We start from the raw sequence: 15,956 nt of genomic DNA, 5'->3' as shown, positions 1-15,956 counted from the left end.
AGATTAGTTTTTTGGCAATACGATAGTAAAAATAGTTCCTTTTGGAATATTTGGTTCAAATTTTATACTGCCTTTATGACTTTTTACAATGCCATGCACCACACTTAAACCAAGACCAGAGCCATCGCCTACAGGTTTGGTAGTGAAAAACGGATTGAAAATATTTTCTGATTTATCTGTTTTAATACCTGGACCTTCATCAGAAATTTTTAATACCATTTGTTTATCTGTATCTGAAACCATCACTTTAATAACACCATTTTTAGGTGAAAAATAAATGGCATTAATAACCAAATTGAATACAACCTGTGTTAATTGTATAGCATCGACACGCAGCATAATCTCATCTTTAGATATTTCAAGCTGACAGGAGATATTCTTTTTAGTAAAATTAGGACTTAATAATCCAATAGCATCTTTAATAATAGGAACTGTATTTCTTAATTCCATTTGATGTGGCATGTCGCAAGAAAAGAACATAAGTTTCTTAACTACTTCTCTAGAGTAAATGGCACTATTAATTATTTTATCTAAATCGTTTATTACTTCAGGATTATTTTTAAATTGATCTTTTAATAGTTCGGTATAACCTAAAATATTAGCCAATGGCGTGTTTAATTCATGGGCTATTCCTGCTGTTATTTCACCTAAAATACCTAACCTATCCACACGTTCCATATGGCGTTTGGCTAATGCTTCACTTTCAATAATCTGTTTGCGTTCAAACAAGTTTCCAATTTCTAAAGCAATTCTATTTAAAAGCTGAATCTCTTCATCTAAAAAACTATTCTCTTTATATTTATATTTTGAATAACCCACTTTTATAGAGCCTATAGGCTTATTAAAAACTTTTATGGCTGAGAGGATACAAACATTATCCTTAGAATGCTCTCCTGCATAAATCAATTCATCTCCAATTTTTAATTCTACAGAAGCTTCCTTTGGATATCTAATGGCTTCTTGTAAACTATAAGCAATGGCCTGCCAAGTAGGTTCTAAATTATATAGATCTGAATTAGCTATAAAGGAACTTACATTATATAAACATGTAAGCTCTTTAATACGTTCTTTTAATTTGTCTTCTATGGACGTGCTTCCCGTCATGAGCAAGTTTTTATGCTTTTAATACTTTTCGAAATTTAGATTTTTCTATATCCAAATATTACATAGATTTATTTAATTACAACCATTTGAGAATTATACATAAATCGTTCCTGCCATCTGTCAAAACGTTCATCATACTTTTTTGAGAACACAATATATTGACACTTTTCTAAGCTTTCAGGTAGTCTAGATACATCGCTTAAATGCGATCCACGAAATAGAAATCCTGCATCGTCAACAACAAACATTTGAAGTTTTCTAATGTTAATATTGTTCATAAAAAACAACTTATTAAAACGCTTTGGTGTTGTAATTAAAATATCAATGCCGTTATAAATATCGTCTCGTTGAGCATCTAAATTATATTCTTCATAAACACAATACACACGCAAATCTGTTCTTGAAGTAAATTTTCTAAACTCGCGATACATCTCTAAAACAGCCTCTTTGTCTTTTGCAAAAACAATGGCTCTGGGTGCTTCTTCAAACGCTTCGCCTTTTAAATTCTGTACCACTCCCAATACCATGGCTGTAGTTTTTCCAGACCCTTTAGGGGCTATCCCAAATAGGTTAGCACCAGATTTTATTTTTGAAAGTGTCTTTTTTTGAAATGGTAATGGCGTTTCAAAACCTTGTACTTTTAATGCGTCTTGAAGAGGCTCTATGAGTTTTTTAAATGGCATGTATTATAAATTGAATGACAAATATAAGCATATTAAATCTTAGCTTGATAGGTATAAAGGTCGTAATAACGTCCTTCTTTAGCTATTAATTCATCATGTGTACCACGTTCGGCTATTTGCCCTGCTTCTATAACTAAAATCTGATCTGCTTTTTTTATAGTGCTCAATCTGTGTGCAATAACAATGGTCGTTCTATTTTTAGTCAACTCAGATAAACTTTTCTGAATTAAGCCTTCGCTTTCTGTATCTAAATTAGAAGTAGCTTCATCTAAAATAATGATTTTTGGATCTGCTAAAATAGCTCTTGCAATAGCCAATCGTTGTCGCTGTCCTCCAGAAAGTTTTACACCACGCTCGCCTATTAAAGTATTTAAACCATCATCAAATCTATCGGTAAACTCGTTGACATAAGCAGACTTTACGGCGTGTTGTAATTCGGCTTCACTAGCATCTGGTTTAGGGAAAAGTATATTTTCTCTAATGGTGCCTTCAAATAAAAATTCGTCTTGAAGCACAACACCTAAATGTTGTCTGTAACTGCTTAAATTGACTTTGGATAAATCTTGATTGTCTATTGTAACCACTCCTGACTTCGGATTTAAAAAGGTAGCAGCCAAGCCAGCAATGGTCGATTTCCCTGAGCCAGAACTCCCAACTAAAGCTGTAACAGAACCTGATGGCGCTTCAAAATCTATATTGTGTAAGACTTCTTTGCCTTCTTCATATTGAAAAGAGACATCCTTAAATGCTAGATGTCCTTCTATGTTATGTAATTGAACTGTACGGTTTTCACTGTCTTCTTCTGTTGTCATATTCATAAGCTCTTCGGTTCTGTCCAAACCTGCTAAGGCTTCTGTTAGCTGACTTCCTATATTGCTCATTTGTACAATTGGAGCAATCATAAATCCAAGCAATAAGGTAAAAGACAAGAAATCTCCAACGGTTAAGTCGCCTGTCATGATTTTATAACCTCCAATTCCCATAATTCCTGTGGAAGCTATTCCTAATAAAAAGGTTGAAGAACTTGTCATAAATGCGGTAGCTGTTAAACTTTTTTTTACATTTTGAAACAATCTTTCTACACCTGCTTCAAACGTTTTATTCTCTTGTTCTTCAGCATTAAAAGCTTTAATAACTCTGACGCCTGATAAAGTTTCAGTTAATCGTCCAGTAACCTGAGCATTAATAACTCCACGTGTTCTAAAAATAGGTCGGATATATCCAAAAGCCTTTAAGGCTATAATTCCGAAAATGGCCACTGGAACCAAAACAAAAAGTGTCATGGACAAACTAATATTTACTAATAAAATTAAAGAAATTACGGCTGTTATAGTCCCTCCTACCATTTGAACTAAACCAGTTCCTATGAGGTTTCTAACTCCTTCAACATCTGTCATGATTCGAGACACCAACTCTCCAGATTTGGTGTTATCAAAAAAACTAATGGGTAAAGACAATACTTTTTTCTGTACTTGTGCACGTAACTCACTTATTAAATATTGGGCTTGTACACTTAATATTTTTGTTAGTAAAAAGGACGTTACTGCCTGAACCAAAATAGCGATACCTACTATAAGCAATAAACTATAAAGCTGATCGTAATCCTTATTCGGTATAACATCATCTAACAAGGCCTTACTTTTCCATGGCAACACAAGACTAGATAATCTACTCAAAACAATCAATATCAATCCAATAAACACCAGTTTCCTTCTTGGCCAAATAATGGCTTTAAAAGCCTGAGCCATGGTCACTTTGTCCTTTTTGTTTTTATATGCTGCGGTTTTACTTTTAAGATGTTGCATGTAATTGTTTTATTGTGCTCTATTCAAGCTCAGGTTCAGGGGGATTTAAGTCAATTAATATGCCACATAATAGTGAAATGACATATTTTCCATACACACTATTTAGAATCATTCTAAAATAATTCGTAAAATTGGATTTTAAACCTCTAATATTTAGTATTTTTATACTATTCTTAAAAAAAAACAAATGGAATATATAACATTAGCTCGAGTTTTACATGTTCTTGCCGTGGTTTTATGGATTGGGGGTGTAGCCATGGTAACCACTGTATTAATTCCTGCTATAAAAAAAATCAAGTCCAAAGAAGATCGCATTAGCACTTTTGAACAAATAGAAGGACGGTTTGCTCTTCAAGCAAAAATAACAACGCTTATTACAGGTATTACCGGGTTTTACATGCTATATGAAATGGATGCTTGGAACAGGTATTTAGACTTACGGTTTTGGTGGATTCATGCCATGACTTTGGTTTGGGTAATCTTCACCTTAGTATTATACATTTTGGAGCCCTTAGTGTTGCACAAATTATTCAAAAAATATGCTCAAGAAAACCCAGAAAAAACCTTCCAATTTATGCACCGTGCACATTGGGTACTATTAAGTTTAAGTTTAATAACCATTGTTGGTGCTGTGGCAGGAAGTCATGGCTGGTTTTTTATAAAATAATCAAGTAAAAAGAAATTAAAAATATAATATCATGAAACAGAAAAGTTACGACACAGTCAGCGAAGCAACAAACGATTTATTACAACGAGGATACACAACAAATTTCTCTTTAATGAACGAAAAAGAATGTCTAGTTTGCCATAAAACTTCTGTTCATCTGTCGCCAGACGATTTTGAAATAGATGAAATCCATAGGTTTGAAGGCATGACAGATCCCGGAGACGAAATGATAGTTTACGCTATTTCTTCGGCCAAATACAATATGAAAGGCGTAGTAGTAAATGCTTATGGTATGTATGCTGATAATAATACATCTGCTATTGTTAAAAAACTTAACAGACGCTAAGCATTTAGATTTTCAAAAAAGTTAACAGCTATTTTTAAAAACCAGCGTCTATACGCTAAAGTTTTACATAAAGATATGTTCAAATTACTTTTAGAACATTTAGCATGATTTTTATATTTTTCTTAAAAAACTATCAATAGGTTTTGTATTTTCGTAAAATATTTTAAGATTTATTACACAAAACACAACCAAAACCTATGAAATCAAAATTACTCCTTCTATTCCCATTTCTTATATTTTCATTTTTTTTAGTATCGGCTCAAAACAAAAAACCCTTGCAAATAGCAGATCAATTTCCTCTTGAAATTTCATCTACTCAAGCGTATTTTAACAATTCTAAAACAGGAATTGTTTTTAAAAAATCTTTTAAAAATAAAGGTTCTGCTTATATAAAACTCCATGTAAATTCTTTCGATCTAAAAGCTGGTGATTTTGTAAAAGTATACAGTCCAGATTCCCAAGAAGAATATATTTATTCTGAACAAGGAAAAATTGTTGGGCAAGATAAAGAAATGATTAGTGAATTTTGGACGGGAACTATTTGGAGCGATCATATCGTTATTGAATTACACAGCACATCAATAAACAATACACATTACGGATTTAATATAGATCGCGTAGCTTATGGCCATACCCCAGCAAGAATAAATGCTGCTGTAGAATCTTTAGACAAAGGTATGAATCAAAGAGCCATTTGTACTTTAGATAATAAAGAACCAATTGTTTGTTATGATGGTACTGAAATGAGCAGAAAAGCAGAGGCCGTTTGTAGGTTATTAATTGGTGGAGGTGGTTTATGTACAGGTTGGCTGCTAGGTTGCGATGGAAGCGTGATGACAAACAACCATTGTATAGGAAGTGTTTCTGATGCTAATAATACAGATTTCCTGTTTAATTACAAATATGATGACTGTGCAGAAACTATTAATGCAACCTCCGATTTACAAGCTACTTCTTCTACCTTTGTAATTACTGATAGTAATTTAGATTTTACTTTAGTAACTCTACCTGTAAATCCAACATCCACCTACGGATATTTAAGCTTATCTTCTGCTGCTGTTGCAGTTGGGGAACGTATTTATATTCCACAACATCCAGGAGGAAGACGTAAAGAAATTGCAGTAACTACAGATTCTGGTGATTTTGCTGTTATTACACAGGCAGGAGGAACTTTGGGGTCTCGTGTTGAATATATGGCAGATACAGAAGGTGGAAGCTCTGGATCTCCAGTAATAAGATATGATGACCATTTAGTAGTGGCGATTCACAATACAGGAGGCTGCCCTAATGGATCTTACGGAAGAAGCGATCAATTAATTGCTGCTATAGGAACAAATATGCCAAACTGTGGTGTAGACGATAATAATCCATCTGCGCCAAATGTTTCAGCAGATAATAATATACAACCTATCGTTGAAGCTTCAGACTGTGCCTATCAAGACATAGATTTAACTGTTAGAATAGCTCAGCCAGCTAGCCAAAATGCAGATGTTTCTCTAAGTGTTTCCGGAGGTACTGCAACAAACAATATCGATTTTGAATTATTAACTACCAGTCTAACTTTTCCAGCTGGAGATGCCACAGATAAACTAGCTACCTTAAGAGTCTATAATGATGCATTTGTTGAAGGAGATGAAGATATTGTTATATCTTTAGCCTTAAATGCCAATGGTGGAGATGCACAATTAAGTGCGCTTAACACATTTAATATAACCATAGTAGATAATGATTACAGTCCTGATATTGGAAATAATCAAACCCTTTTCTTTGACGATTTTGAAACCGATTTAAGTAACTGGACCGTTACTGGATTAGGGACCACTAATTTTGCTATTGGTAATGAAGCAGCTGCAGCATCAACCTATTGGAATGCTAATGGAAATACAACAAACTTTGCATTTGTAAACGATGATGATTGCGATTGTAATATGAGTGCAGAACGAATGACTTACATAAACGCCTTCGATTTTACGAATGCTATGGCTGCATACGTTAATTTCGATTATTCTCGATCAAATGCATCTTATGATGAAGCTTTCATTCAAGTCTCTACAAATAATGGTGTCACATGGAACAATTTAGGAGTAGCACTACCAAGTACAACTGGATGGGTTAATTTAAACCTTGACTTGTCGGCTTATATAGGAGAACCTAGCGTGATGATATCTGTTTTTTATAACGATCTTGCTAGCTGGGCTTATGGTTTAGCTCTAGACAACTTTAGAGTTTCAAGCCTAAGCGATGCCTTGCCACAAACAGCTATCAACAACGCTGTAAATAACAGTTTATCTTCCTCTGGAACCATTTATTCTTATGATGAAACTACAGGAAACATCATGACTAGCATTAGCAATAACGATGGTTTTGACTATGGGTGTGTTGGTGTAGCCGTTACTAGAGAAGGTACTGGAGCACAAGCATTCCAAAGTTATCCATCACCTATTTTGGCTATGGATAAAACATATAATATAACAGCCAATTCCAATACTAGTGGAGATAATACCATAAGCTTTTACTTTACTGAAGAAGAAATTGCGGGTTGGGAAACAGCCATAGCTACTGCTGGAGGCAGCGATACAAGAAATAGTTTATACATCTATAGAGGAACAGAATCTGTTCCTGCTGTTGTTGGAGCCTTAGGAAATGCCGTTACCCTAACAGGAACATTTACAGGTCTTGAAGGAGAGTTTTTATTTGCACCAGACGTTAACAGTATTGGTATAGACGAAGAAAACATTCTAACTTTTTCTGTATATCCAAATCCGGTACAAGATATTTTAACTATCAAATTGGCAGAAGATAAGTTGCCTGAAACTTATACGATTTACAATATGTTGGGGCAGATTATTGCTGAAAAAGGCATCCAATCGACATCAGATTTGTCTATTAATGCAAATCCTCTAGCCTCTGGCCTATATTTTATAAAATTAGAGTTAGAATCTAAATCTCAGGTTATCCGATTTATTAAAGAGTAATTTTTTACTAATTACTTTACAATTAAAGACAGATAGAAATATAACTTTCTACCTGTCTTTTTATTTTTAAGATAGTCTTATGAAGCTTTAACGAAAGAATAAGAAAGCTTTATTAGTACATTATTTTATTATTTTTCTCTATTTTGCTAAGATGTAAAACTAAAATAAGACCTTGAAAAAAGATTATATTTTTAAATCCAAACGCCTTGGGTTTCGCAATTGGACACAAAACGATTTAGAGCAATTCTCTGAAATGAATGCCAATCCAAACGTTATGGAACATTTTCCTAAGCCACTTACAGAAAATGAAACCTCGGCATTTATTGAAAGACTCTTAAAGCATTACGAGACCTATGGATATTGTTATTTCGCCACTGAAATTTTAAACACGGGAGAGTTTATAGGATTTATCGGTTTAGCATATCAAGATTATAAAACGGACTTCACTCCTGCTACGGATATTGGCTGGAGACTAAAACAAAGCGCTTGGGGATATGGGTATGCCACAGAAGGAGCTTTAAGATGTTTGGACTTTGCTTTTAACCATCTCCATTTAGAGCAAGTGATTGCTACATGCACGCATAAAAATAACAAGTCGGAACATGTGATGAAGAAAGTTGGAATGAAAATGATTGGAAAATTTAATCATCCTAAATTAAAAGACTATCCAGAATACGAAACATGTCTCTGCTATCAAATAACAAAAGAAGACTATCAATTTAAATCTCAATAAGCAATAAAAATTATTTATTGAGATTTAAAAATTTATAAAGCCTCATCAATAATATTCTGAACGCATTCTGGATTTAATAGGGTGCTAGTATCTCCTAAATTTGAAGTATCTTTTTCTGCAATCTTTCTTAAAATTCGTCGCATAATTTTCCCAGATCTCGTTTTTGGCAGACCTTGAGTGAATTGTATTTTATCTAATTTGGCAATAGGTCCAATTCTATCTGTAATAAGTTGATTAATTTCTTTTCTCACATTGTCGTGAATCCTTCCTTCTCCTGTTTCTTTTAAAGTCACGTAGCCATATAAAGCAGTTCCTTTAATTTCGTGAGGAAAACCTACAATAGCACTTTCGGCCACTGCTGGATGTTCGTTAACAGCATCTTCAATTGGTGCCGTACCTAAATTATGTCCTGAAACAATAATTACATCGTCCACACGGCCAGTAATTCTATAATATCCCACTTCATCTCTCAACGCACCATCGCCTGTAAAGTACATATCTTTATAGGTTGAAAAATAGGTTTCTTTGTAGCGTTTATGATTTCTCCAAATAGTTCTTGCCATACTTGGCCAAGGAAATTTTATACATAATTTTCCCTCTACCTGATTTCCTTTTAGTTCCTCCCCAGCATCGTTAATTAAAGCTGGTTGTACTCCAATAAATGGTAAAGTTGCATAGGTTGGTTTGGTTGGTGTAACAAAAGGAATAGGCGTAATCATGATAGCACCTGTTTCAGTCTGCCACCAGGTATCAATAATAGGACTTTTGTTTTTTCCAACGATATCATTATACCAATGCCAGGCCTCTTCATTAATAGGTTCGCCTACAGAGCCCAACACTTTAATAGAAGATAAATCATATTTATCAACCAGTTCTGAACCCTGTTTAGCCAACGCACGAATGGCTGTTGGTGCTGTATAAAACTGATTGACTTGGTGCTTATCTATGATGTCCCAAAAGCGTCCAAAATCTGGATAATGTGGCACCCCTTCAAATAAAACAGAAGTAGCTCCATTTGCCAGAGGTCCGTAAATAATATAACTATGTCCGGTTATCCAACCAATATCTGCTGTACACCAATACACATCATTTTCCCGATACTGAAAGGCATTTTTAAAGGAGTATGCCGTATAAACCATATATCCTGCCGTAGTATGCACCATCCCTTTTGGTTGACCAGTAGACCCAGAAGTGTATAGTATAAACAAAGGATCTTCTGCATCCATAATTTCAGCTGGACATTCGGTTGAAGCCTTATCTAATAAAGGTTGTAACCATGTGTCACGACCTTCTTTCATATTAATATCGCTGTCAATTCGTTTAACAACTAGCACACTTTCTATTCCAGAACAAGATTCTAAAGCTTCATCTACAATTCCTTTTAAATCGATGGTTTTATTACCTCGAAAAGATCCATCAGCTGTAATTACCATTTTACAATCGGAATCGTTAATTCTGGTTGATAATGCTGTCGAAGAAAACCCAGCAAACACCACAGAATGAATGGCTCCAATTCTAGCACAAGCCAAAACAGCAATAGCCAATTCCGGAATCATAGGAACATAGATACAAACACGATCTCCTTTTTTAATACCTTGGTCTTTTAGCACATTAGCCATTTTGTTTACCCGTTCGTAAAGCTGCTTATACGTAATATGTTCAGCAGACTCCTCAGGGTTATTTGGTTCGAATAAAATAGCTGTTTTATCGCCACGAGTTGCTAAATGTCTATCTATACAGTTTTCGGTAATATTGAGTTTAGCACCTTCAAACCATTTTATTTCTGGCTTAGAAAAATCCCAACTTAATACCTTATCCCATTTTTTTCGCCATAAAAAGTGCTCTTCGGCTACTTCCTCCCAAAAATTTTCTGGTTCGCGAACAGATTTTCTATATACTTGATAATACTCTTCTAAATGTTTTATGTGATAATTACTCATAGTAGCAAACTCATTTTATTAAAATTCTTTTTAAAAATAAGCTTTCTAATTTAAATTGATATAAAATTTAATCTCAAATTAACATTATTTATTTAGCTCTTGATGTCTTTTCATATACGCTCTAAATTCTTTAACAACTCGTGGAGCCATAATTAAAGTGGCTGTCATAGTCGGTATAGCCATCAATGCAAAAAAGCCATCAATTAAATTAATCATCATGGCTAAAGAAGTGGTGGCACCCATAATAATACTGGCAATATATATGTAGTTATAATAATGCTTTTTGTCTTCACCAAATAAGAAGGACATACATTTAGAGCCATAGTAAGAAAAGGAAAATAAAGATGAAATACTAAATACGGCAATACAAATTAGTAGTAGATACTTCCCAATTCCTGGCATGGCATATGCAAAAGCCGAAGCTGTTAAGCTTACACCATTAGCATCTGAAGTTTCCCAAACACCCGTAACCAAAATCGCTAAAGCTGTTAAAGTACAAACCACTAGAGTATCGATAGCTGGACCTAACATAGCAACCAATCCTTCTCGAACAGGCTCGTTAGTTTTTGCTGCACCATGAGCCATGGGAGCTGTACCAATTCCTGCTTCGTTTGAAAAAGCCCCACGTCTAATACCTAAAAGAATCAGACCTCCAAGAACTCCTCCTAGAAACGAATCTCCTTTAAAATTGGTAGCTGCAAATGCATCTGTAAAAATCATAACGATGCATTTTGGAACCACATCATAATTGACAATCAAAATAAATAAAACCAAAATAAAATACAATAAGACCATACTTGGAACCATTTTGGATGCGACTTTACTAATTCTATTTAAACCTCCAAGAATTACAATAGAAGTAATTCCAACAAGAACAATTCCTATAATCAGATTAGAATTAAAACCAATTTCAACACCATTTGGCACAAGTAAAATATCGTTAATAGCTTGGGTTAATTGATTCACATTAAAAACTGGTAAAGCTCCAACCAAACCACATAAACTGAAGAAGATGGCCAAGGGTTTCCACTTTTTTCCTAGACCTTCCACAATAAAATACATGGGACCACCTTGAATGTTTCCATGGCTATCTTTTCCTCGATACATAATAGCCAAAGTAGAGGTGAAAAATTTGGTACTCATACCTACAACAGCACTCACCCACATCCAAAATACGGCTCCTGGCCCCCCAATGGAAATGGCAACAGCAACTCCTGCAATGTTTCCCATGCCAATAGTAGAAGACAAGGCTGTGGTTAATGCCTGGAAGTGACTTATTTCGCCTGAATCTTCTGGATTATCGTATTTCCCACGTAATACCTTCAAGGCATGACCGAGATACCTAAAGGGTAAAAATCTAGAAAGAAATAATAAATATAAGCCTCCACCAATTAGAAGGATTAATAAAGGTAACCCCCAAGCAAAGGAGGCGAAGTCTGAAATTAGTTGGTTGAGTTGTTCCATAGAATTATTTAACTTTTATAAATGTATTAAAAGCAATTGAACACTTGAAAGTTTAAAGCATAAAAAAAGACCTTGGATTATCAAGGTCTTTCTTTATCTGTTAAATTCCTGTCTTATTTATTTAAATATGCTAAAACATTCCTTTCAATACGCTCTTGGATATTTGACACATCGGCCTTTACAAAGGTTTCACCAGTAATATTTTCATAAAGTTCTATATAACGCTCGCTTACGGTTTGAATATAATCATCAGACATCTCGGGAACCGTTTGGCCTTCCAAACCTTGAAAATTATTGACAATAAGCCACTGACGGACAAACTCTTTGGACAATTGCTTTTGAGCTTCCCCTCTTTCCTGACGTTCTTGATAACCATCGGCATAAAAATAGCGTGAGGAATCTGGTGTGTGGATTTCATCAATCAACACAATTTTTCCTTCTTTAGTTTTTCCGAATTCGTACTTGGTATCTACTAAAATCAAACCTCTAGAAGCAGCAATTTCTGAACCTCTTTGGAATAATTTTCTGGTGTAATCTTCAAGCACCAAATAATCGGCTTCTGAAACAATGCCACGTTTAATAATATCTTCTCTAGAAATATCTTCGTCGTGATCTCCCATCTCTGCTTTAGTTGCAGGCGTAATTATTGGTTGAGGAAATTTATCATTTTCTTTCAAGCCTTCTGGCATTGAAACCCCACAAAGCATGCGCTTACCTGCTTTAAATTCTCTGGCTGCATGACCAGACATATACCCACGAATCACCATTTCTACTTTATAAGTTTCACAAAGATGTCCAATAGCTACATTGGGGTCAGGTGTTGCCATAAGCCAATTTGGAACAATATCTTCTGTGGCTTTCATCATTTTAGTGGCAATCTGATTCAGAATTTGTCCTTTATACGGAATCCCTTTTGGCATAACCACATCAAAAGCAGACAGTCTATCTGTGGCAACCATCACTAATTGCTCATTGTTAATACTATAGACTTCGCGAACTTTACCTTTATAAAGACTTTTCTGTCCCGGAAAATTGAAATTTGTATCAGTAATGGTATTCATTTGAAGTAGTCTGTTGGTTATTTTACAAAAGTAATTTGTTTCTTATCGCCAAACAAATCTAAATAAAAAAAGGAGGCATAATTATGTCTCCTTTTAAGTATCTATAAATTTTATAGTGATTTATTTAAATCGGATATTATAGGTTACACCTACTCCAACATTTTGTAATTCCAAATCGTTTTCTGCAAAAGTGTTTTGATAATAGGCGTAAAAGTTCCAATCTCTGTTATGATATCCAATTTGTGGGTTAACATATAATCCACCCTCGTTATTATCAACATTGGTTAAAAAACCATACCCAACATCCGTTCCTAAAAATAAGCCATCTGGCGTAAAATAATAACGGAAGAATCCTGCAACTGGTACAATTCCAAAATCGTCGAAATTATCTTTTCCAAAATAATTGGTATAACCAGAAGCAACACCAATGGCTATATTTGGATTGAACAAATATTGTCCTCTCACATCTGCACCTAAAGCAAATGAAGATACATCACTTGCATCCCCAACTGGAACACCTGCTGTTAACCCTACTTTTAACCAAGAATTATCTGGGGTGATATCCACTTCAGTTTCTTGAGCGAAAATGGGACTAAATCCTAATATGACTGCTACTAATAAAAAGTTTTTCATTTTGTTTTGTTTTATGATTACACTACAAACTTCTGAAACTTAAGACAAAAAAAGTTATACGATTTTGGGCAAAATTTATAGAACTATAAGAAAACTTAAAGCACCAAACACTTAATCAAGCTATTAGCCACAAGCAGGAAAATAAAAAAGCCAATTCAAAAAACTGGCTTTTTAGTATCTACTAATTTGTCTATTTATCAACGGAGTACAGATGTCGTTAAAAACCGAATTCTATTAGGCTTCAGATTCTATACTTCTATAGGCTTCAATAACTTTTTTAACTAATTTATGACGAATAACATCTTTATCATCTAAAAAAACCATACCTACACCTTCAACATTTTTCAAAATCAATAAGGCTTCCTTCAACCCAGAAATGGTTCTTCGTGGTAAATCTACCTGCCCTGGATCTCCAGTTAATAAAAACTTTGCATCTTTACCCATTCGGGTTAAAAACATTTTCATTTGTGCATGAGTCGTATTTTGTCCTTCATCTAAAATAACAAAGGCATGATCCAAGGTACGACCTCTCATAAATGCTAAAGGGGCTATTTGTATGGTACCATTTTCGATATATTGCGCTAATTTTTCAGCAGGAATCATATCTCTCAAGGCATCGTAAAGAGGTTGCATATAGGGATCTAATTTTTCTTTTAAATCACCAGGTAAAAATCCTAAATTTTCACCGGCTTCCACAGCAGGTCTGGTTAATATAATACGCTTAACTTCTTTATTTTTTAATGCTTGAACAGCCAAGGCAACCCCTGTATATGTTTTTCCGGTACCAGCAGGTCCAATGGCAAAAACCATATCATTTTTACGCATAAGTTCTACCATTTTACGCTGATTAGCTGTTTGAGCTTTGATTAAACGGCCATTTACGCCATGAACAATAGTTGCTCCACTAGCATCACTAGTAGCATAATCTTCTTTACTCTGACTTGTTAGAACACGCTCGATAACATTTTCATCAAGTTTGTTGTACTTTATATAATGCTCCATGAGCATGTTAAATCGTCTGTCAAACTCCTCTAGAAGATCTTCATCTCCATAGGCCTTTATTCTGGTACCTCTGGCAACAATTTTAAGTTTAGGAAAGTATTTTTTTAATAATTCAATATTGGCATTTTGTGCTCCAAAGAATTCTTTTGGAGAAACTTCTTCAAGTTCGATTATGATTTCGTTCAAAAGCTATGTGATTTAATTAAAATTATCGATTAAGATTTATTAGATTTGTGCTTAAACAAAGCTACATAATTTTCATGTGAGTTCGGTTAAAAAAATATCAACAATTAATCCATGCCTATCATAACCCTTACAACAGATTTTGGAGAGAAAGACCACTTTGCCGGTGCAGTTAAAGGAGCTATTTACAGTGAATTGTCCGATGTAAAAATTGTTGATATCTCACATTCTGTGTCTCCTTTTAACATTCCAGAAGCTGCTTATATAATCCAAAATGCTTATAGAAGTTTTCCTAAAGGAACCATTCATATTATTGGAATAGATTCCGAAATAAATGAAGAAAACAAGCATGTTGCTATTAAACTAGACGATCATTATTTTATATGCGCCAATAATGGAATTATGAGCATGATTTGCTCTGAAATTGCTCCAGAAAAAATTGTTGAAATTAACATTCACGACCGTATTGAAACCAGTTTCCCTGCGCTTGATGTATTTGTAAAAGTAGCCTGCCATATTGCCAGAGGTGGGACGCTGGATGTGATTGGCAAAGTAATTAACACCATAAAACCTATTAAAAATATTATTCCCTATATAAACGATGAACACACCCAAATTGTTGGTAGTGTTATTTACATTGATAATTATGGAAATGTTATTAGTAATATTAAAAAATCCTTTTTTGAAAAAGTTCAACAAGGAAGACCTTTTGAAATATCAGCTAGGAATTATACGTTTAAACAAATATATTCCAAATATAGCGATGTGGTAAATTTTGAAACTGCTGTTGAAAAAAGAAATGATGAAGGCAAAAAATTAGTTGTTTTTAACTCGTCTAATTATCTAGAAATTGCTGTTTATAAAAGCAACAGCCAGACTTCTGGGAGTGCCTCCACATTATTAGGTTTGGATATATTGGATGCTATAAGTGTTAAGTTTATAAACGATTAAAGCAGAAAAAACTATGTTTGTACGAATTGTAAAAATGAGTTTTAACGAAAATCATATAGATGAATTTCTTGAAAACTTCAATATAAACAAAGAACAAATTAGACATTTTAAAGGTTGTTGTTTTTTAGAACTCTATAGAGATAAAACACATACTAACATATTTTTTACCTATAGTTATTGGAATACGGAAGCCGATTTAGAAGCTTATAGACATTCCGATTTGTTTAGAAACGTGTGGAGTAAAACAAAACCACTTTTTAATGCCAAACCAGAAGCATGGAGTTTAGACAAAGTTGCTTCGCTTCAATGAATAATGAATAATGAATAATGAAAGTTCTAAAATTCAATATTTGAAGAGTTATAGTAACTAATACATATTTTAATATCAGCAACACCTAACACCTAACAC

At 34.1% G+C, this 15,956-nt stretch carries 14 protein-coding genes; 6 read left to right on the top strand and 8 right to left on the bottom strand.

Annotated elements, in window-relative coordinates; translation table 11 throughout:
- Nucleotides 1-3 precede the first annotated feature (3 nt).
- The 3 genes from OS191_RS05975 to OS191_RS05965 form a co-directional block, all read right to left on the bottom strand.
- Nucleotides 4-1,104, bottom strand: coding sequence for a sensor histidine kinase (locus OS191_RS05975; protein WP_267154813.1), 1,101 nt, complete (start codon nt 1,102-1,104; stop codon nt 4-6).
- A 68-nt stretch (nt 1,105-1,172) separates the two neighbouring features.
- Entirely contained in the window at nt 1,173-1,787 is a 615-nt protein-coding gene (locus tag OS191_RS05970) for a DEAD/DEAH box helicase (protein ID WP_267154812.1), read from the bottom strand.
- 32 nt (nt 1,788-1,819) lie between these two features.
- Nucleotides 1,820-3,592 (bottom strand): ABC transporter ATP-binding protein, encoded by a 1,773-nt coding sequence (locus tag OS191_RS05965; protein ID WP_267154811.1) that lies wholly within the window; start codon nt 3,590-3,592, stop codon nt 1,820-1,822.
- A gap of 187 nt (nt 3,593-3,779) precedes the next feature.
- On the opposite strand from OS191_RS05965, the gene OS191_RS05960 reads away from it, so the two are divergent.
- From OS191_RS05960 to OS191_RS05945, 4 genes are all read left to right on the top strand, one after another.
- Entirely contained in the window at nt 3,780-4,259 is a 480-nt protein-coding gene (locus tag OS191_RS05960; protein WP_267154810.1) for a hypothetical protein, read from the top strand.
- A 31-nt stretch (nt 4,260-4,290) separates the two neighbouring features.
- A complete protein-coding gene (locus OS191_RS05955; protein ID WP_267154809.1) occupies nt 4,291-4,605 on the top strand; it encodes a phosphoribosylpyrophosphate synthetase in 315 nt (104 codons plus the stop codon).
- Nucleotides 4,606-4,802: 197 nt separating this feature from the next.
- The gene (locus OS191_RS05950) at nt 4,803-7,580 is read left to right on the top strand and encodes a trypsin-like peptidase domain-containing protein (protein WP_267154808.1); all 2,778 of its coding nucleotides are present in this window, start codon (nt 4,803-4,805) and stop codon (nt 7,578-7,580) included.
- A 172-nt stretch (nt 7,581-7,752) separates the two neighbouring features.
- Nucleotides 7,753-8,313: a GNAT family N-acetyltransferase gene (locus tag OS191_RS05945; RefSeq protein ID WP_267154807.1), complete on the top strand. Its 561-nt coding sequence runs from the start codon at nt 7,753-7,755 to the stop codon at nt 8,311-8,313.
- Nucleotides 8,314-8,345: 32 nt separating this feature from the next.
- Here OS191_RS05945 and acs read toward each other — a convergent pair whose 3' ends face one another.
- From acs to OS191_RS05920, 5 genes are all read right to left on the bottom strand, one after another.
- Nucleotides 8,346-10,253, bottom strand: coding sequence for an acetate--CoA ligase (gene acs, locus OS191_RS05940; RefSeq protein WP_267154806.1), 1,908 nt, complete (start codon nt 10,251-10,253; stop codon nt 8,346-8,348).
- 84 nt (nt 10,254-10,337) lie between these two features.
- Entirely contained in the window at nt 10,338-11,717 is a 1,380-nt protein-coding gene (locus tag OS191_RS05935; RefSeq protein ID WP_267154805.1) for an alanine/glycine:cation symporter family protein, read from the bottom strand.
- A 113-nt stretch (nt 11,718-11,830) separates the two neighbouring features.
- Nucleotides 11,831-12,778, bottom strand: a complete 948-nt coding sequence (locus OS191_RS05930) for a phosphoribosylaminoimidazolesuccinocarboxamide synthase (protein ID WP_267154804.1) — start codon at nt 12,776-12,778, stop codon at nt 11,831-11,833.
- A 120-nt stretch (nt 12,779-12,898) separates the two neighbouring features.
- Entirely contained in the window at nt 12,899-13,411 is a 513-nt protein-coding gene (locus OS191_RS05925; RefSeq protein WP_267154803.1) for a hypothetical protein, read from the bottom strand.
- Nucleotides 13,412-13,645: 234 nt separating this feature from the next.
- The gene (locus tag OS191_RS05920) at nt 13,646-14,599 is read right to left on the bottom strand and encodes a PhoH family protein (RefSeq protein ID WP_267154802.1); all 954 of its coding nucleotides are present in this window, start codon (nt 14,597-14,599) and stop codon (nt 13,646-13,648) included.
- Between the two features lie 111 nt (nt 14,600-14,710).
- Between OS191_RS05920 and OS191_RS05915 the strand changes: the two genes are divergently transcribed.
- A complete protein-coding gene (locus OS191_RS05915; protein WP_267154801.1) occupies nt 14,711-15,547 on the top strand; it encodes an SAM hydrolase/SAM-dependent halogenase family protein in 837 nt (278 codons plus the stop codon).
- Nucleotides 15,548-15,560: 13 nt separating this feature from the next.
- The gene (locus OS191_RS05910) at nt 15,561-15,857 is read left to right on the top strand and encodes a putative quinol monooxygenase (RefSeq protein ID WP_267154800.1); all 297 of its coding nucleotides are present in this window, start codon (nt 15,561-15,563) and stop codon (nt 15,855-15,857) included.
- The last annotated feature ends 99 nt before the right edge of the window (nt 15,858-15,956 follow it).

The organism is Xanthomarina sp. F2636L (assembly GCF_026410195.1).
Classification (GTDB): domain Bacteria; phylum Bacteroidota; class Bacteroidia; order Flavobacteriales; family Flavobacteriaceae; genus Xanthomarina.
The sequence above is the reverse complement of the archived record's forward strand: the minus strand, read 5'-3'. Positions and strand labels throughout refer to the sequence as shown.

What these genes read in the sequence shown, in the direction of transcription:
- OS191_RS05925 (WP_267154803.1), bottom strand. Translation starts at nt 13,411, where the DNA reads ATGAAAAACTTTTTATTAGTAGCAGTCATATTAGGATTTAGTCCCATT.
- OS191_RS05960 (WP_267154810.1), top strand. Translation starts at nt 3,780, where the DNA reads ATGGAATATATAACATTAGCTCGAGTTTTACATGTTCTTGCCGTGGTT.
- OS191_RS05935 (WP_267154805.1), bottom strand. Translation starts at nt 11,717, where the DNA reads ATGGAACAACTCAACCAACTAATTTCAGACTTCGCCTCCTTTGCTTGG.
- OS191_RS05975 (WP_267154813.1), bottom strand. Translation starts at nt 1,104, where the DNA reads ATGACGGGAAGCACGTCCATAGAAGACAAATTAAAAGAACGTATTAAA.
- OS191_RS05950 (WP_267154808.1), top strand. Translation starts at nt 4,803, where the DNA reads ATGAAATCAAAATTACTCCTTCTATTCCCATTTCTTATATTTTCATTT.
- OS191_RS05965 (WP_267154811.1), bottom strand. Translation starts at nt 3,592, where the DNA reads ATGCAACATCTTAAAAGTAAAACCGCAGCATATAAAAACAAAAAGGAC.
- OS191_RS05955 (WP_267154809.1), top strand. Translation starts at nt 4,291, where the DNA reads ATGAAACAGAAAAGTTACGACACAGTCAGCGAAGCAACAAACGATTTA.
- OS191_RS05930 (WP_267154804.1), bottom strand. Translation starts at nt 12,778, where the DNA reads ATGAATACCATTACTGATACAAATTTCAATTTTCCGGGACAGAAAAGT.
- OS191_RS05910 (WP_267154800.1), top strand. Translation starts at nt 15,561, where the DNA reads ATGTTTGTACGAATTGTAAAAATGAGTTTTAACGAAAATCATATAGAT.
- OS191_RS05915 (WP_267154801.1), top strand. Translation starts at nt 14,711, where the DNA reads ATGCCTATCATAACCCTTACAACAGATTTTGGAGAGAAAGACCACTTT.
- acs (WP_267154806.1), bottom strand. Translation starts at nt 10,253, where the DNA reads ATGAGTAATTATCACATAAAACATTTAGAAGAGTATTATCAAGTATAT.
- OS191_RS05970 (WP_267154812.1), bottom strand. Translation starts at nt 1,787, where the DNA reads ATGCCATTTAAAAAACTCATAGAGCCTCTTCAAGACGCATTAAAAGTA.